16 protein-coding genes are annotated in these 17,742 nt (G+C 65.8%); 8 read left to right on the top strand and 8 right to left on the bottom strand.

Annotation, left to right across the window (positions count from 1 at the left end; translation table 11 throughout):
* Positions 1 to 280 precede the first annotated feature (280 nt).
* The 4 genes from E3T43_RS12765 to E3T43_RS12750 all read right to left on the bottom strand — a co-directional run bounded on the left by E3T43_RS12765 (position 281) and on the right by E3T43_RS12750 (position 4,963).
* Positions 281 to 1,147: an amino acid ABC transporter ATP-binding protein gene (locus E3T43_RS12765; RefSeq protein WP_134472708.1), complete on the bottom strand. Its 867-nt coding sequence runs from the start codon at positions 1,145 to 1,147 to the stop codon at positions 281 to 283.
* Positions 1,134 to 1,802, bottom strand: coding sequence for an amino acid ABC transporter permease (locus E3T43_RS12760; protein WP_134467286.1), 669 nt, complete (start codon positions 1,800 to 1,802; stop codon positions 1,134 to 1,136). The genes E3T43_RS12765 and E3T43_RS12760 overlap by 14 nt, the downstream gene beginning before the upstream one ends.
* A gap of 12 nt (positions 1,803 to 1,814) precedes the next feature.
* Positions 1,815 to 2,630: an amino acid ABC transporter substrate-binding protein gene (locus tag E3T43_RS12755; protein ID WP_134472707.1), complete on the bottom strand. Its 816-nt coding sequence runs from the start codon at positions 2,628 to 2,630 to the stop codon at positions 1,815 to 1,817.
* Between the two features lie 194 nt (positions 2,631 to 2,824).
* Positions 2,825 to 4,963: an ATP-dependent DNA helicase RecQ gene (locus E3T43_RS12750; protein WP_134472706.1), complete on the bottom strand. Its 2,139-nt coding sequence runs from the start codon at positions 4,961 to 4,963 to the stop codon at positions 2,825 to 2,827.
* 244 nt (positions 4,964 to 5,207) lie between these two features.
* Between E3T43_RS12750 and E3T43_RS18805 the strand changes: the two genes are divergently transcribed.
* The 3 genes from E3T43_RS18805 to E3T43_RS12740 all read left to right on the top strand — a co-directional run bounded on the left by E3T43_RS18805 (position 5,208) and on the right by E3T43_RS12740 (position 7,559).
* Positions 5,208 to 5,351, top strand: coding sequence for a hypothetical protein (locus tag E3T43_RS18805; protein WP_166791323.1), 144 nt, complete (start codon positions 5,208 to 5,210; stop codon positions 5,349 to 5,351).
* Between the two features lie 144 nt (positions 5,352 to 5,495).
* Positions 5,496 to 6,233: a hypothetical protein gene (locus tag E3T43_RS12745; RefSeq protein ID WP_134472705.1), complete on the top strand. Its 738-nt coding sequence runs from the start codon at positions 5,496 to 5,498 to the stop codon at positions 6,231 to 6,233.
* Between the two features lie 48 nt (positions 6,234 to 6,281).
* Positions 6,282 to 7,559 (top strand): M18 family aminopeptidase, encoded by a 1,278-nt coding sequence (locus E3T43_RS12740; RefSeq protein WP_134472704.1) that lies wholly within the window; start codon positions 6,282 to 6,284, stop codon positions 7,557 to 7,559.
* A gap of 223 nt (positions 7,560 to 7,782) precedes the next feature.
* On the opposite strand, the gene E3T43_RS12735 is transcribed toward E3T43_RS12740, so the two are convergent.
* Entirely contained in the window at positions 7,783 to 8,697 is a 915-nt protein-coding gene (locus E3T43_RS12735; RefSeq protein ID WP_134472703.1) for an oxygenase MpaB family protein, read from the bottom strand.
* Between the two features lie 337 nt (positions 8,698 to 9,034).
* Positions 9,035 to 9,364, bottom strand: coding sequence for a hypothetical protein (locus E3T43_RS12730; protein ID WP_134472702.1), 330 nt, complete (start codon positions 9,362 to 9,364; stop codon positions 9,035 to 9,037).
* A gap of 215 nt (positions 9,365 to 9,579) precedes the next feature.
* Between E3T43_RS12730 and E3T43_RS12725 the strand changes: the two genes are divergently transcribed.
* From E3T43_RS12725 to E3T43_RS12710, 4 genes are all read left to right on the top strand, one after another.
* A complete protein-coding gene (locus E3T43_RS12725; RefSeq protein ID WP_134472701.1) occupies positions 9,580 to 11,088 on the top strand; it encodes a class I adenylate-forming enzyme family protein in 1,509 nt (502 codons plus the stop codon).
* Positions 11,085 to 12,344, top strand: coding sequence for a beta-ketoacyl synthase (locus E3T43_RS12720; protein ID WP_134472700.1), 1,260 nt, complete (start codon positions 11,085 to 11,087; stop codon positions 12,342 to 12,344). Before E3T43_RS12725 ends, E3T43_RS12720 begins: the two co-directional genes overlap by 4 nt.
* Before the next feature lie 13 nt (positions 12,345 to 12,357).
* Positions 12,358 to 13,542, top strand: a complete 1,185-nt coding sequence (locus E3T43_RS12715) for an acyl-CoA dehydrogenase family protein (protein ID WP_134472699.1) — start codon at positions 12,358 to 12,360, stop codon at positions 13,540 to 13,542.
* A 426-nt stretch (positions 13,543 to 13,968) separates the two neighbouring features.
* On the top strand, positions 13,969 to 15,087 hold the full coding sequence (locus E3T43_RS12710) for a pyridoxal-phosphate dependent enzyme (RefSeq protein WP_134472698.1): 1,119 nt from the start codon (positions 13,969 to 13,971) through the stop codon (positions 15,085 to 15,087).
* A gap of 35 nt (positions 15,088 to 15,122) precedes the next feature.
* Here E3T43_RS12710 and E3T43_RS18800 read toward each other — a convergent pair whose 3' ends face one another.
* A complete protein-coding gene (locus E3T43_RS18800; protein WP_166791322.1) occupies positions 15,123 to 15,278 on the bottom strand; it encodes a hypothetical protein in 156 nt (51 codons plus the stop codon).
* Between the two features lie 255 nt (positions 15,279 to 15,533).
* Positions 15,534 to 16,535, bottom strand: coding sequence for an isopenicillin N synthase family oxygenase (locus tag E3T43_RS12705; RefSeq protein WP_174775309.1), 1,002 nt, complete (start codon positions 16,533 to 16,535; stop codon positions 15,534 to 15,536).
* A gap of 643 nt (positions 16,536 to 17,178) precedes the next feature.
* On the opposite strand from E3T43_RS12705, the gene E3T43_RS12700 reads away from it, so the two are divergent.
* Positions 17,179 to 17,742 (top strand): DUF222 domain-containing protein (locus tag E3T43_RS12700; protein ID WP_206751403.1); only part of this gene is annotated, 564 nt, incomplete at its 3' end.

The raw sequence follows: 17,742 nt of genomic DNA, 5'->3' as shown, positions 1-17,742 counted from the left end.
AGAAAAGTTAGGTCATACAAAACCCAGCCGCCAAAACCCGAGTTGACCAGCACTTCTGGAACTCTGACCGAGGCTAGCTAGGAAACTCCCGCTAGCGCCCGCCCGCGCCCTGCGGTAACGAACCGGCGTAGCGGCTACCCGTTTCGAGCGCGGTCGTGCGGGTAGCGGATGCCGTGGCAGCTGCTCGGGCCGTTCGGACCCCGGTCACGCCATTCGGACCCCGGTGACGCCGCGCTCTGCTCAGTGCCTGCTGCGCGGTCGGCGGCTCAGTGCCCGCAGCCTAGAACGGGTTGAGCAGTCGGTGCAGAAACTGGCGGGTGCGTTCATGTTGCGGGTTCCGCAGCAGCTGTTTCGGGTCGCCGTGCTCGACGATCGTTCCGCCGTCGACGAACGCAATCTCGTGGGCGACCTCTCGGGCGAATTCGAGTTCGTGGGTGACGATCACCATGGTCCAGCCCTCGTCGGCGAGTTCCTTGATCAGGCGCAGCACGTCGCCGACCAGCTCAGGATCGAGAGCGGATGTCGGTTCGTCGAACAACAGCACCTGCGGCCGCAGGGCGAGTGCCCGAACGATTCCGACCCGCTGCTGCTGGCCGCCGGAGAGCTCGAACGGGTAACTGTCTCGTTTGTCAGTCAGGCCGACCCGATCGAGGAGGGCGAGTGCTTCGGCGGTCACCTCGGCTGCCGGGCGTCGCTGCACGATTACCGGTCCCTCGATCACGTTCTGCAGCACGGTTTTGTGCGGGAACAGGTTGTAGTGCTGGAAGACCATCGCCGACCGGTCGCGCAGGCTGGCCAACTCTTTCGGTGAGGTTTTCGCCGCAAAATCGATGGTCAACGGTGCGGCCGAGCGCTCGCCCCGGCCGGCAGCTGAACCGCCCGGACCCCGGTCACTCGCGCTGGCGACGGCGACGTCGATCGTGCCGCCGTCGGGTAATTCCAACCCGTTCAAGCAGCGCAGGATCGTGGTCTTGCCCGAGCCGGACGGGCCGATCAGCGCGAGTACCCGGCCGCGACCCACGGTGAGGTCTACCGATTCCAGGACTCGGTTGCTGCCAAAACTTTTTTGCAGGCCGCGCACGCGCAGCAGGGGAGCGGCATCCGTTTCGCCGGCGGCAAAGCCGGGCGAGAGATCAGCGGGCGACATAGCGGTCCAATCGCTTTTCGAGAAAACCCTGGCCGGTGGAAAGCACCAGGCAGATGACCCAGTAGATCAATGCTGCTTCGAGGTAGATCAGCATGAATTCCTGGCTGAAAGCCGCGATCTGCTGCGCCTCACGAAACAGCTCGGTGACCAGGATCGTGGAGGCCAGCGAGGTGTCCTTCACCAGGCTGATGAAGGTGTTCGACAGCGGCGGCACCGAGACCCGGGCTGCCTGCGGCAGGATGATGCGGGTGAGAGCCCGACGGTGCGACATGCCGATCATGTAGGCCGCTTCCCACTGGCCCTTGGGTACCGAGAGAATCGCAGCCCGAATGACCTCGGCCGCGTAGCCACCCACATTGATCGAGAAGGCGACCACAGCGCTCGGCCACGGATCGATCGTCACGCCGATCGACGGCAGCCCGTAGAAGATCACAAACAGTTGCACCAGCAGCGGAGTGCCGCGCACGATCGAGATGTAGCCGCGCGCGATTCCGGACAGCCATCGGCGGGTCGACAACCGCATCAATGCCAGTGCAATCGCGAGCACGAGCCCGATCGCGAACGACATCAGGGCGAGCGGAATCGTGCCGCGCACCGCGCCGTCGAACATTGGCCACAGCGAGCTGAGGAACAAATCCCAATCAGGTTGGATCATCGACGTGTCGGTTTACTGGCTGACGTCGGCGCCGAAGTACTTGTCCGAGAGCTCGGCCAGCGTGCCGTCGGCGCTGAGGGTGGCGAGCGCTTCGCTCACGGCGTCGGCCAGGGCCGTGCCGTCCTTGGCGAAGGCGAACGCGCTCTCCGAGCGCTCCTCGGTCTCGGCGGCGATCTTCAGGTTGTCGGCGCCGTTGGTCTTCTGGTAATCGAGGAAGGTCAGCTTGTCGTTGACCGTGGCATCCACTCGGCCCTGTTCGACCAGGGCGACCGACTGGGCCCAGCCCTCAACGCCCTCAACGGTGGCGCCACTCTCAGTAGCGAGGGTGTTCCAGTTGCTGGTCAACGACTGCGCGGTGGTCTTGCCGTCGAGGCTCGCGAACGAGGTGATCGAGGTGTTGTCGGACGGAACCACGATGACGCCGGTGGAGTAGGTATACGGCGTGGAGAACTTGTAGGCGTCCAGGCGTTCCGGCGTGATGGACACCTGGTTGGCGATGGTGTCCCAGCGGCCAGCGGTGAGGCCGGCGAAGATGGCGTCCCACTGGGTTTCTTCAAACTTGGCGTCAACGCCGAGCTCGGCGGCGACGGCGCGAGCGACTTCGACGTCATAACCGGTCAGTTCGCCGGATCCGTCTTCGTGGAACGAGAACGGCCGGTAGGTTCCCTCGGTGCCGATCACGAGGGTGCCGGCGTCGAGCACACTGCTGAGCGAATTGTCGGTGCCGGTCGTGCTGTCCGCTGCGTTGTCGGCGCTGGAGGCCGAGCAGCCGGTCAGGGTGAGGGCGACGATGGAAAGCAAAGCGGCCGGAATGAATCTGAGCTTCATGAAAAACGCCTAACGAACTAGTGGGGGTGAGCACGGGTCGTGCGGGTGCTGCCCCAGAATGTGCGGAGGCCGCGAGTAGTGGCTTCCTCAGCGTAACAAGGCGCTGGCGGGCTCGAATATTCCGGTTACGCCCGATGGCAGCGCTGGTTGGCTACGAAAGCAGCGCTTGTCGGCCACGACGCAACGCCCAGCGGCTACGAGCGCAGTGCGAGCGTGAACGGCAGCACGGCCGAGGCGCCGTGCTGGCGCAGCACGCGGGCCGCCACGGTCACGGTCCAGCGGCTGTCGGCCAGATCGTCGATGAGCAGAATAGGGCGCCCGGCGAACGGTGCGAGCGCTTCGGCGAGGTCAGGCCCCACCATGAAGCGGTCCCAGACGCTGGACAGCCGGTAGGCGCTGTTTCCGCCCGGCTCGCCGGTCGGGCCGCCGTTCGCCCAGTCCAGGGCGCCGAGCCAGGGCAATTGGCCGACCTCGGACAACGACCGGGCCACCGAATCGATCAGAAGCGGATGCTGCCGCGACGGCATCGAGACAATAGCCGCCGGTCGATCGGCCCACCCCCACTCGGCGAGCACCCGCACACAGGCGGCCAGCATGGCCGGCGGGGCGGCAGCATCGGCTGCACCGGTGGCGAAGAGATCTCGCAGGGGGCCGCCCCAGCCGAGGTCGGTCAGCCGGGCCAGCGCGCGGCCGGGTTCGGCGCGTTCGGTGAGGGGGATCTTGCCGGTGGCCGCGACGCCGAGGCTGCTCATGCCGGTGGGCCATTGGGCGCGTACGTCGATCGCGACGCCCACCCGGTCGAGCGATTGCGCGGCCGTGGTGGCTGCTCCCTCGGCCAGGTCGACCGGATACCAGGAGCCCTGGCAGTTGTCGCAGCGGCCGCAGGGCACGGCGGTATCGTCGTCGAGGGCGCGCTGCAGAAATTCCATGCGGCAGCCGGTGGTGCTTTCGAATTCGAGCATCGCCCGCTGTTCGCCGAGCCGCGCGGCGGCGATGCGTTCGTAGCGTTCGGAGTCGTAGACCCAGGGCTGCCCGGTGGACTGCCAGCCGCCCTTGACCCGGTGCACGGCGCCGTCGACGTCGAGCACCTTGAGCAGCAGTTCGAGCGGGGTGCGCCGAAGGTCGACCCTGGCCTCGAGCGCCGGCGTCGACAGGGGTGCGCCGGCAGCTTCGAGCGCGCCGATCACGGCGAGGGCCTTGGCCTGATTGGGCATCGAAGCGGTCGCGAAATAGTGCCAGATCGCCTCGTCCTCGGTGCCGGGCAACAGCAGCACGTCGGCCGAGGCGGTGGCACGACCGGCACGTCCCACCTGCTGGTAGTACGCAACAGGGGAGGAAGGCGCCCCCAGATGCAGCACGAAACCGAGGTCGGGTTTGTCGAATCCCATGCCGAGGGCACTCGTGGCGATGAGCGCCTTGACCTGGTTGGTCTTGAGTAGCCCCTCGGACTCTTCGCGCTCAGCCGTATCGGTTTGCCCGGTGTAGGCGCGCACCGCGTGGCCGGCCTCACGCAGCAGCCGGGCGGTGTCTTCGGCCGCCGCCACGGTGAGGGTGTAGATGATGCCGCTACCGGGCAGATCGCCGAGGTGGCTGAGCAGCCAGGCCAGTCGAGCACGCGAGTCGGGCAGGCGCAGCACGCCGAGGCGCAGCGAAGAACGGGCGAGCGGGCCGCGAATCGTGACGACCTCTGCGGCGCCAGTGCCGGCACCAAAACCAGCGGCGACCATACCCACCTGCTCCGCGACATCCTGCACGACCCGGCTGTTGGCGGTCGCCGTCGTGGCGAGTACCGGCACCCCTGTCGGCATCCGGGCGATCAGGTCGCGCAGGCGACGGTAGTCCGGGCGAAAGTCGTGGCCCCAGTCCGAGATGCAGTGTGCTTCATCGACCACGAGCAGGCCGACGCGGGCGATCAAAGCGGGCAGCTGCTCATCGCGGAAAGACGGATTGTTCAGCCGTTCGGGCGACACCAGCAGCACGTCAACCTCGTCGGCATCGAGCTGACGCAGCACGTCGGCCCACTCGTGCGCGTTCGACGAGTTGATCGACACCGCTCGTACCCCGGCTCGCGCCGCCGCGGCAACCTGGTCGCGCATCAGTGCGAGCAGCGGCGAGACCAGAATGGTCGGGCCGGCGCCCTGGCGTCGCAGCAGCAGGGTCGCCACAAAATACACGGCCGATTTGCCCCACCCGGTGCGCTGCACGACGAGTGCGCGGCGGCGCTGGTCGACCAGGGTTTCGATCGCCTCGTACTGGCCGTCGTGCCAGGAGGCGTCGTCCCGACCCACCAGGGTGCGCAGAATGGCCAGAGCGGATGCGCGGGTGTCGGTCATTCTTCAAGGGTGCCAGATACCACCGACAGTCCCGCCCGCCCTCGGGTTTGCGGGCGCGGAATGCTGCTCGACGCACTGAAAATCGCCGGGAGAGCCCATTCCGGTCGGGCGTCCGTGCGCGTACTGTTCTGTCATCGCTAGACCCTGGTCGGTGGGTATCTGTGTGGCGGGGGCACGCTCCCGCGCCCTTCCGATCTGGTTATGCGTCCTGGGATTAGTCGCCGGCCTCCGGCTCGTGATGCTCATGGCTGGTCCATTCCTGACGGCAGCAGGTATCGACCTCCCCGGGTTTCTTTGGGTTGCCTCCCTGGCACTGATCCCGCTGGGAATGCTGTGGTGGCTGGGGCTCGGCGTTGTGCTGCTGGTCAAGTCCCACCACGGCGGATAGGGGCCGGTCGATCCGGCAGCACGACAACGTTTCGCTGACCAAACAGCCGCAGAACCCGCGCGATAGATTCTCGAAGACCGGTCCAGTGTGCGTGTCGCGGGGCATCCGTCAGTTTTGAGCGACATCGCTCAGTAGGCTCGGTGGGTGAACGTGATTCAGGAGATCGAGACGCGGCTGCCGGAACAGGCGGTCGTCGGTTTTCGCCGACTCATCGGCCAGGCCCGGGTCAAAGACCCGATCCTGTTGCAGGAACGAGCCATGGCACGCATGGTCGCGCAAGCGCAGTGGATTTTGAACCGGGTCGGCACCGACGGCATCCGTTTGACTCAGGCCGGACACCTGCCGCCGGCCGTCGTCGTGGAGGCAGCCGCCGCGCTCGACTGGGGCTGGCCGATCAGCGTCAACCGCGAAGTCCACTTGAGCCCGCTGCAGGAGCTGCGCGGGCACCTGCGCGATGTCGGGTTGCTGCGCATCAGCAAGGGGATGCTGCTGCTCACCAAGAAGGGTCGCGCCCTTGCCGGGAATCCGCGCGAACTGTGGTGGCACCTCGCCCGCACCATCCACCACAGTCGGACTGCCGCCGTGAGCGATGCCACCCGACTGCTGCTGCTGTTCGTCGCGACCCGCAGCCTCACCCGACGCGAAGACTATCTGGTGACCCTCGCGCGCGCGCTCGGCTCACTCGGCTGGGTGCAGTCCGACGGTCAGGAACCGACGACGGACTCGGTCTGGCACCTCGTCGACACCAAGTGGCGCCTGCTCAACCGGCTCAGCGTGTTCGAGCAGACCGATGCCTGGCACGGCGACCGCAGCGCTGTCACCGTTGGCGGCGCGGCTTTCGCCCGAGCGGCCCTGCAATCCGAGGCGCCGGTCGCCGGGTAGATCACGCCCACGGCATCCGCTGCCCGACCTGAGTGGTTGGATGGAGGAATGGATGCAACGCCCGACTACATCACCGATTTCACTGCTTTTCTGCAAGCCTCACCGTCGTCGTACCACGCCGCAGCCGAGGTCGCCCGGCGCCTCGACGCGGCCGGTTTCACCCGGCTGAGCGAGTCAGACAACTGGATCGATGCTGCAGAGCGTTGCTACATCGTGCGTGACGGCGCCGTCATCGCCTGGTCCCAGTCGACCGACGCCGGGCCCACCACGCCGTTCCGCATCCTCGGCGCGCACACCGACTCCCCGGGGTTCAAGCTCAAGCCCAAACCCACGATCGGCGCACACGGCTGGCTGCAAGCCGGCGTCGAGGTCTACGGCGGGCCCCTGCAGAACTCCTGGCTCGACCGCGAGCTCGAGCTCGCCGGCCGGCTGGTCACCCGCGATGGCGTTGAGCATCTGGTGCGCACCGGACCGTTCCTGCGTATCCCGCAGCTCGCGGTGCACCTCGACCGCGAGGTCAATAACGGTCTGACCCTCGACAAGCAACGCCACCTCACGCCGGTCTTCGGCGTCGGCGATGCCGCCGAGGCCGACCTGCTGGCTCATCTGGCCAGTCTGGCCGGTCTTCGGGCAGCGGATGTTGCCGGTTACGACATTCTCACCGCAGACACCAACCCTCCGGCGACGTTCGGTCTCGGCCAGGAGCTGTTCGCCGGCGGGCGCCTCGACAACCTCACCTCGGTGTACGCCGGGCTGCGCGCCCTGATCCTGACGAGCGAGCACGCCACCGGCCCGATCAGCGTGCTGGCCGCCTTCGACCACGAAGAGCTCGGCTCGCAGTCCCGCTCCGGCGCGAGCGGGCCACTGCTCGATGACATTCTCACCCGGATCGGCGCCGGTCTCGGCGCATCCGTTTCGGAGCGGTTGCAGGCCTACGCCGAGTCCTGGTGCCTCTCCGCCGACGCCGGACATGCCGTGCACCCGAACTACCCCGAGCGCCACGACCCGGCGAACGTGCCCATTCTCGGCGGCGGCCCGCTGCTTAAAATCAATGCCAACCAGCGTTACGCAACGGATGCCCATGGCGCGGCCCTGTGGGCGCGTACCTGCGCCCAGGTGGGCGTCGAGTACCAGGAATTCGTCTCCAACAACACGGTTCCCTGCGGTTCGACCATCGGACCACTGACCGCGACCCGGCTCGGCATCCGCGTCGTCGACGTTGGCGTGCCGTTGTTGTCGATGCACTCAGCGCGGGAACTCTGCCACGTCAACGATCCCCAAGCGCTCAGCGCGGCTACGGCTGCGTTCTTCGTGCCCGAGGCGTAACCGGACCCGGCCCGGACGGCACCCATTCGAGGGCTGGGTCAGGAGAGGGTGCTGATAGGGCGAGTGCTGGGGTGTCGGTGTATCCGCTGTCGCCCGCCCCGACGAGGTCAATCTGCACGCCGATGAAGTCACTACCGCAGTACTCGATCACGGTGTGTGGAATGCCTTCCGGCGCCAGGGCCTGATCTTACCGAGTAACAGTCGATCGAGGCCCGCGCGGAGGCTACGTCTCGGGAGCGAGCTGGTCGGTGCGTGTGATGCGCGCCAAACGTGCGCGGGCAGCATCCTCTGAGGTCGACGAAGGGCCGAGCAGGGTGCGCACGACGCCCAGAACGAGGCGGGTGGCCCAGAGGGAGGGCAGTCGGGAGCGTTTCAGACCGAGCATGTCGCGATACTCGCGGGGGATCGATGCGACGGCCCCGGCGAACATGATGCGGTAAAAGGGCAGCATGCCACGGCTGAGCGGCGGGTAGCGGATGAATCGCACCGCCTCGGCCACGCGGGCGTCGCTTTTCAGGGTTCCGGCGCTGCGAAAGGCCTCCAGCTGGGCGGCGAGTTCACTGGCCGAATGTGGAGCATTTTGCACGCCGATCAGCTCGCCGGCCGTGGCCCATTCGTTGACGTAGCCGTCGGCACCGCCGGGAATGGCGTCGCCCCAAAGCAGGTGGGCCTGCAGGAAGGCGTCGGTGAAGACCACGTGCACCCACGAGAGAAGCTCGGGGTCACCCGCGGTGTACGGCCGTTCCTTGCCCCGCGCATCGAGGTAGGTTCCGGCGACGCGTTCGTGAAAGTGAGCCACCCGGCCCGATTCGCGCTGAGCCACCACCGTGTCCGCGAAGGTCACGGTGACGAGCCACTGAATCGTTCCCGACAGGCGGCCGAGCGGGTCTTCGTGATAGCGCGACCAGTCGTGCACCCCGGCCATCGCGCCCGGGTGCAGCGTCTGCATGAGCAGGGCCCGAATGCCGGCGACCATGGTCGCCATTCCGCCGTGCACCGCCCAGGCCGCGCTGCCCGGGCCGAAGTACCCGGCGTCGTCGCCCGTCGCGATCTGGCCGACCCATTTCGGCCGGCCTTCGCTGTTGCCCGACAGCGTCACCAGAAGGTGCGAGCGCCAGCTGTCCAAAAATTTGCCCATCTTCGGATGGTAGCCCTGCCCTGCTGGACGCTCGCCGCGAGTGCGGCAGCGCTGGCGTTGCGTATCGCGAGTTCTCGGGAGTTTACGTTGAGTTTGTCGTGCTGTCGTGCTGTCGTGCTGTCGTGCTGTCGTGCTGTCGTGCTGTCGAGGTAGAGGTTGCAGGCTCTGTCGAATCCGTCCTTGGTGGTGGTGGTGGTGGTGGTGGCGACGATTGGCCATTAGCCACCGCCGCGAGGTCAACCGTCGCAATGAAAGTAGGTTCAAGCTCCGTGAGAAAGCCGATGCGGAGGGCGCGGAGCTGGGTGATGTGGGTGATGGTCATGATGAGTCTCCTCGGTTAGGCGTTGCTGTCGGCATAGCGGGTAACAGTGCACGTTTCGTCGGGCTGGGTGTCGACGCGGCCCTCGCCGGCCAGCCCGAAGGCTGGCCGACCCTGGCTCCTCCAGTTCGGCGGCGTCGGTCGCGTCGGTGATGATCCGCGCCCCGAATTCTTTGATGAGGCGGTGGCATCCGGCACTGCTGGTGGGTGAGGTGGCCGGGCCGGGGACGGCGCCGAACGGGTTCCCAGCGCGGCAGTGTGACCGGTGGTGTTCAGCGAACCAGAACGCCACTCCGTCTTCACCACGAGCGTCGTCGTACTGCCGGCGGCGATCAACCGTCTTCGCATCCGGAATCTTCGGACTAGAAAGTCCAGACCCGCTCGAGCAGGTCGGAGACGATCTGCTCTAATCAGCTGCGCTGAGCCGGATCGAGCCTGACCATCAGAGCAGAACGCTCGGGTCACCACGCCGTCACAACCCACGCAGACCGGTCGATTGAGGATTAGGTGGGGATTAGACTGATCGCATCGATCCAGGGCGTGGTCGCGCAAGGGGGTCGCGGGTGCCGATTACGCGGACCGTGCTGGAAGTCGCCGAGCAGTATCCGGACCAGCTGGCGATCGTTGCAGCTGATATTCGGCTCACGTATGCGCAACTCGTTGAGGATTCCCGGTACATGTTCGCCGCCGTGGAGGAACTTCACCGGAGGCAGCACACGCCGCCCGTACCCGCCGCTGAAACCGGCGGCATCCCGATCACGGCCGTGAGCATCGCATCAGCGTTCCATACGGCACGCATCATCGCGGGGCTCGCGGGGTTCCGCGCTGTGTCGGCGACTATCGACCCACGGTGGCCGCTGGAGCACAGGGTCGGCGTCATTCTTGCCACGGGAATCGGTGTGGTGATCAGTGATGCTACCGACCTTGCGGATGCCCTCGCCGCGCGCGGCTGGACCGGTACGATCCAGCCGCTGGCCGACTTCATGCAGCGCGAGGCATCTGCCACGGCGGCGGCAGCACCGACGGTGCGGCACGGCAACGAGCCTTTCCTCCTCTTGTTCTCATCGGGCACGACGAGCAACCCCAAGGCATTCCTGAAGACGCGGCACCAGTACCGCGAGAACTTCGCGATCTCCAGTGCGCACCTGGAACCACGGCCCGGCGTCGCAACGCTCGCGCCCGGCCCAGTGTCGTACAGCCTCACTCTCTACGCGCTGATCGAGTGCCTCGCCTCCGGAGGCAGCGCGCACATGGCGGACGTGTTCAATCCGCTGGAAATGGCCGCGCGCATCCTCGACGAGAAGATCACCCGCGTCGTTACGGTCCCTGCCGTCGTGCAGGCACTGGTGAATGCCGCCCGTCGTGACCCCGCCCGCTTCACCACGCTCGAACTGATCGTCACTGGCGGCGCGAATCTACCCGCCGTTCTTCGTGCGGGTCTGGCCGACGTGCTGCCCGATGTGCGGCTGATCAGTTATTACGGTGCAGCTGAGATTGGGTTCATCGGTGACACCCGCGACGGTGACGGCACAACTATCAACATCTACGATGGTGTCAAGGCGAGTATTCGCGACAAGGATGGCGCCGAGCTGCCCGACGGCGAGCCCGGCACGCTGTGGATCCGGGCCGCCGCTTGCTCCGACGGTTACATCGCCGGTACGACAAATGCCGTGCTGAAGGGCTCCGACGGCTGGTCAACCGTACATGACCACGGCCGGCTGGTCGACGGTGCGTTGGTTCTGGTGGGCCGCGCCGGAGACATCGCCGTCACCGGCGGACACAAGGTGGCGTTACCGGAGGTGGAACGCGCATTCGAGGGGATGCCGCGCCTGGGCGCGATTTGCGCCGTGGCGCTTCCGCACGAACGGCTGGGCACTGTCATCGCCCTCGTCATCGAGGGTGAAACGCCAAACAAGGGCCAGCTGCTCACGCACGCGCGGCACAACCTGGCCCCGCAATTCGTCCCACGCCGTTGGTACTGGGTCGAGCGGCTGCCGCGCACAATCGGCGGAAAGATTCGCCGCGCCGCCACCGCGCAGCTCGTCGCGCGGGGAGAGGCCGTGCGGCTGTGAGCGATCGGCGCCGCGTGGTCATCACCGGGCTCGGGGCGATCACCCCGAGCGGCTTGGATGTGCCGACGATGTGGGATGCCGTCCGCCACGGCCGCAGCGCCATTACGACACTTGATGATCCCGAATTCGCCGACCTCGCCGTGCGCATCGGCGGACAGGTGCACGGGTTCGCGGTATCCAGCGTCCTCGCACCGAGCCTTGCCCGTCGGCTGAGCCGCAGCCAACACTGGGCCGTCGCGGCCGCTGACCAGGCGCTGGCGCAGGCAGGCTGGACGCCCGGAACCGGCGAGATGCCGTGGGACCCGCACCGATTCGCGGTGATCGCCGCCACGGGCTCCGGACCGGTCACCGCCATGCAGCACGCCACCCGCGCCCTCGACGAGCGCGGCCCCCGAGCAGTGCCACTGACCCTCGCGATCTACGGTGCACCCGACGCGGCGGCGGCCCTACTCAGCCAGCGCTACCAGGCATTCGGGCCGGCACAGAGCGTATCGGCGACGTGCGCGAGCGGCGCGATTGGTCTCGGGGAGGCGATGCGCCGCATCCGCCACGGCTACGCCGACGCAGTCCTCGTCGTCGGTGTCGAGGACTGCCTGAACCCGGTAAATCTCGCATCGAACGCGAACATACGCGCCCTGGCAGCTGGGTACGAGCATGATCCCGCCGCCGCATCCCGCCCCTTCGATCGGGCACGCTCCGGCTTCGTAATGTCGGCCGGGGCCGCCGCCATCCTTCTCGAGTCCGAGGAGGGCGCGCGCACCCGCCGGGCTACCGTATTAGCCCAGCTGGCCGGTTTCGGGGCGGCCAGCGATGCGTACCACCCGACCGCACCGCATCCACAAGGTCGAGGAGCGGCGCAAGCTGTGCGAGTCTGCCTTGCCGACGCCGGCGTCACGCCGGATGCCGTCGACCACATCAACGCACACGGCACCGGAACACCGACCGGTGATGCCGCCGAACTGAACGCGATGGATGCCGCGCTCGGTGATCGAGCTCGCAGCATCCCGATCAGCGCAACCAAGTCCAGCACAGGCCACCTCCTCGGCGCGTCCGGGGTGGTGGAGGCAATCATCGCCGTGCAGTCGTTGCGTGACGAGGTATTACCGCCCACTCGCAACCTCGACGACCTCGAGTTCGCGGGCTGGGATATCGTGGCCGGCAAGGCCCGCCGACAGCGTGTTGACACGGTGCTGTCGAACTCGTTCGGGTTCGGCGGCCACAACGGCGCGGTACTGATCAGACGCGCCAATGCATGACGAAGGAGCAGACATGTCAGATCGGGAAACCCGACACGCAGAGCTGGCCTCGACGTACCTGCCCGACGACCTGTTGGGCCGTTTCCGCGCGCGGGCCGACATCTACGATCGGGAAAACCGCTTCTTCGATGAGGACCTCGCCGAGCTCACAGCGCAAGGCTATCTCACCCTGTTTGTGCCGGAGGAGTTCGGCGGCGCGGGTCTGAGCCTCAACGAAGTATCTCGGCTGCAGCAGCGTCTGGCCACGGCAGCGCCCGCGACGGCCCTCGCCGTAAACATGCACCTGATGTGCGTCGGGGTTGTACGTGCGATGTTCGAGCGCGGCGACCGGTCGCTGACGTACGTGTTCGACGAGGCGATGGCCGGTGAGATCTTCGCGTTCGGGGTGAGCGAGCCAGCCAACGACTGGGTACTGCAGGGGTCGAACACCGTTGCTCAGCCGCAGGAGGACGGCGGTTATCTGCTGACCGGGGTGAAGGTTTTCACCTCACTTTCGCCGGTCTGGACGCGCCTGATCACCCACGGGCTGGACAGCACCGATGCCGACAACCCGAGGCTCGTGTACGGGTTCATCGAGCGGAGCGCGGAGGGCATCAGCGTGTCGGACCAGTGGGACGTGCTCGGTATGCGCGCGTCGCAGAGCCGTGCGACGATCCTGAAGAACGTGCGCATGCGGCCGGAGAAGGTCGCTCGCAGAATTCCGACGGGGCGATACCCCGATCTGTTGACGTTCGCGATCACGAGTAACTTTCAACTGCTGATCGGGGCTGTGTACACGGGTGTCGCGCGCCGTGCGCTGGATCTGGGCGCCGCGGGGCTGAAAAGCCGGAAGTCGGCCAAGAACGGCACTACCTACGCCCAGGTTCCGGAGTTCCGGGCACGCCTGGCCGACGCCCTCATGGCGTACATGGCCGTGCCCGCGCAGTTGGATGCCTACACTCGCGACTTCGACGACCTCATCGACCACGGCGCAGGCTGGCCACTGCGTCTGGTCAGCGCGCGCATCAACGCATCGAACGTGGCCCGGCACGCGACCGAAACCGCGCTGATGTGCGCAAGTGGCAGCGGATTCAACAACAGCGACGAGCTTAACCGCCTGTTCCGGGATGCTACGGCCGGGCTGTTCCATCCGCCCAGTGCCGACGCCGCCCGGCCGATGTACGCGGCCGCATTACTCGACGAGCCCACCGTTGACTGACGGGCTTCGTCCGCCAAAGCTGATCCCTATTCGCTGGTCATTCCATTGTCCTGCCAACTCGATTGAGGCGGGGTGCAATCTCCCCCGGCAGATCAAACCGGACGAGATCGTGGCATTCTCGGCACGAATAGGGCCGGGAAAATCACGATCATCACGATGGCCGCGACTCTTCTGCAGCCAGCCCACGGGAGAACGTGAATTTCATTGCCGACCTCCGGGGACACCAACAGCAAACGTAGAAGTCTGCTCAACTCGGACTGGAACTGGAAGGGGGGAATTTTAGACGATTAGTCATGAAACAGATTCTTCTTATCTCTGTCTCAATTCACCATACGAGCGCAAGTCTCTGGAGACCGTCACCCGCGTGCTCCACGGCGTCATCATCGACTATTGCGGAACGAACTCTTTAGGAAAAGTAGAGGTAGCATGACTGACAATTTCTACTCCAACCCGGCCGCCAGACGGTGGCGAACGGATGCTGTGGACGACTCGATCCTGCAATTCCACCGCAGCCTGCCCGACTACCGGCCGAGCCCGCTCACGGAGGTTTCCGCCTTGGCCGACGAGTTGAGGGTCGGCCGTGCGTTCGTGAAAGACGAATCGTTCCGATTCGGCCTGCCGGCGTTCAAGATGATGGGCGCGTCGTACGCGGTGTCCCGTGTGCTGTCGGCTCGGGTAGGGTCGCCGGATGCGGCGCTTCCGCTGGACGAGTTGCGCGACCGGCTGACCGCGCAGGCACTGTTCACCCTGGTCGCCGCGACCGACGGCAACCACGGACGCGCGGTCGCCCATATGGCGCGGCTGCTCGGCCTGCCCGCGCGCATCTTCGTCTCGAACTACCTGTCGAAGCTCCCCTGGGCGGCGATCGAATCGGAGGGTGCGGGGGTATTTGGGGTGGACGCACCGTACGACGGCGTGGTGGCTGCCGCCCGCGCCTATGTCGAGTCGGCGGGGGAGAGTGCACTCCACATCCAGGACACCGCCTGGCCCGGCTATGAGCAGGTACCGCAGCTTATCGTCGACGGCTACTCGACCATCTTCAGTGAGGCTGACACGCAGCTGGGGGAATTGGGGCTTCTCGCCGACCTGGTGACGGTTCCCGTCGGTGTCGGGTCCCTGGCTGAGGCGGCCATCCGCCACTATCGCTCGCGACCGGATGGAGTCGCCGCGGCTCCGACAGTGCTGAGCGTCGAACCCGAGAACGCACCATCCGTCATCGTCTCGCTGCAAGCCGGTACGCTCACCTCAGTGCCGACCTCCTACACGATCATGGCCGGCCTCAACTGCGGCACGCCGTCGAGCAACTCCTGGCCATATTTGATCGACGGCCTGGATGCCGCAGTCACCGTCTCGGAGGACGACACGCGGCGCGCTGTGCACGACCTCGAGCAGCTCGGGGTGGACGCCGGCCCGTGCGGCGCGTCGTCCCTGGCGGCGATGCGCGCAATCGCAGGCGATCCGGGCAGACGCACCGCAGCGTCGCTGACTTCCGATGCCGTGGTCGTGCTGCTGAGTACAGAAAGCCGCTCGGCAAATCCGATCTGAGCCGAGGGATCCGCGTCAGGCCAGCCGGATGCCCGTCACAGGTGCCTCAGCACGTCCAGTCGAAGCTGCGCGGCGACGGCGACAACGATGCAGCTGGTGACGGTGATGGTCGGCACCCAGCCGTGGACCGAGCCGAGTGTCCGAGCCATCCGCTCGTCGAAACGGCCCTGGCTGGGTTTGTGCAGGGTCACGGCCCAGAACAGCGGGACTTTCCGATCGTCTTTGAACTCCTGGGTGAAACGCCCACGTGCTGCGGTAATGCTGATCTCTACTTTCAGTAGACCTTCATTTTAAGAGGGCCCACTGTCCGAGATATCCGCAGCAGCTCACTTTGGGATTTAGTGCTCTAATGCTATTCAGACCCGGAAGGAGGTCATCATCGAGTAGACGGTTTCGGTAACGCGTATGACGGTTGTCTCGGTCCGGGCATCATCTGTTATCTGGGGTTAGATCAGATCGGCGTGGTGGGCCGCAGCCACGTTGGGGTGGGCGCGTAAGCGGTAGCGCAGGGCGTTGTCACCGTAGGTCGTCTCGAGAATGGGGCTGTTGGTCGGGTCGGCAGAGAGCCCGCGGGCCTCGCGAGTCAGACTCTCGTCGAGCTGCAGTCGCGGCATTACGGTGTCGAGTGCAGGGTTGAAGAAGAACGGCACGGAGATGCGGTCGGACCCGTCTTCAGGGGAGAAAACGCGGTGCAAGGTCGCCTTGAGGTAGCCATCCGTTGCCAGTTCGAGCATTTCGCCGATGTTCACGACGAAGGCGCCGTCGAGCGGGGGAGCGTCGATCCACTCGCCATCGTGCTCGACTTGCAGGCCGTCTTTGTCTGGTTCGACGAGCAGCAGTGTGAGAACTCCACCGTCGCGGTGCTCGCCCACACCCTGGGCACGTACCGGCTGGCCGGGATAGCGCACGATCTTGGTCAAGAGAAACGGGTTCTCGGCGAAAGCGGCGTCGAAGACGCTCTCGGGGCTGCCGAGGGCGAGTGCCCAGGCGCGCAGCAGGCGAAGCGCGATGCGGCTCAGCTCCTCATTCCAGCGCAGGGCGACGGTCTTCAGCTCGGGCAAGGACTCCGGCCAGAGGTTCGGGCCCTCGAGGCGCCAATAGTCTGGAGTTCCGACGGCGAGGGGCACGGGCTCGCGGTCTACTCCGATATCGATTTGCTCACGCCAGTCAACGGCGTTGGCGGTGAGCTCCCCGCCAACGCGGGTATAACCGCGAAACTGGGGACTGTGGATGTTTTCCAGCTTGAGTTTCTGGTCGGCCGGCAGATCAAAGAATTTGCGGGAGACGGCGAGGAGCTCTTTCGTCAGCTGCGGGTCGACACCGTGGCCGGTCAGGTAGAAGAACCCGACCTCGTGGGTGACGCGCAGGAGTTCGGCGCGGAATACCGCAGCTTCGGCTTCGCCAGCGTCGAGTTGAGAGAAATCGAGGATCGGCAGTGAAAACACCATGGTACAAGTCTGGCACTGAGCAGGCCACGCCGCGAATCGTGACGCCTCCGAGCCTGAGACAGGTTTATAAGTGTCGGCTGACATTCGATCGGATGTGCGGGGTGTAGCACCACTCAGCGGGACGTGACCGGGCTTTCAGCGCCGCGAGGACTGCGGTGATGGAATATATCGAATCTCGGTATAACCGGCGGCGCCCTCATTCACACAACGGAGGGCTCCAACCCGCGGTCGCGTTGGCCGCTCACCGCGATGCCCGCCAAACGGCAGCGGCGTAGAAGAAAAATCAATCAGATTGTCTCAATAACTTGACGGGCGCACATCGGCGATGCGGAATTGGCGCGGTGCTGGTGCTGGTGCGCGGGGCGGTGGAGCAGCCGCGGACGCTGGGGCTATTCGTGATTGAGAATCGTTTATTGTTTCGACATCAAAAAGTTGGCACCAACCGACTTCGGCGGAGTATTACGAGCGATTATCACTCTCCTGCAGATGGAAGCAAGGTTCACGACCTTCAGCTGTGTAAATGCTGTCTCGAATATGTCTGAGTTTCTCTCGCTTTTGTGTTCGATTTGGGGTAGAATAATGGGAAGGAGGCAATGGCGCCCATGTTCATGGACAACCCGAGCGAGGTCAGTTCNCCACTATTGTGGCGGTGGAGCAGGCGCGGGATGCGTTGTTGGCGGCGTTGGGTGGGCTGTCCTTCGGGCTGCTCGGTGATGAAGAATCCTTGAGCATGTTGCTCGCGCTGGAGAGTGTGGGCCGGGTTGTTGATGGGGCCCGGGTGCTGTCGACGACGGATGTGCTGCGTCGTTCCGAGTACTTTGATGCGTCTGCGGCTAAGAAGGCCGTGGCGAAAACGGCCCAGCAGACCGAGATTGAAGCGGCGGGCGCGGTGTCTCTGGCGCGTAGGCTGGGCTGCCGTAGCGGCCTCGTGTTGGTTTCGACCCTGGCCCGGGTTTCGCGCAGTGAGGTGCGGCAGCGTGCGTCGCTGGGTAAGACTGCGGGTGAGCGGATGCTGCTCGGTCGGCCCCTGACACCCACCTATCCCGTCGTCGGGGAAGCTGTGCAGGGCGGGGCGCTTGGAGTGGAGCAGGCCCGCGTGATCGTGAAGGTCCTCGACGGCCTACGCCCCTCGGTTCTGGTCGATGACCTCGACCGGGTCGAACGCTCTCTCGTGGCGAGTGGGTCCGGTGCGATCACGCCCGAGACC

The organism is Cryobacterium sp. Hh7 (assembly GCF_004403155.1).
Taxonomy (GTDB): domain Bacteria; phylum Actinomycetota; class Actinomycetes; order Actinomycetales; family Microbacteriaceae; genus Cryobacterium; species Cryobacterium levicorallinum.
This window is presented reverse-complemented; position numbering and strand designations above follow the sequence as displayed.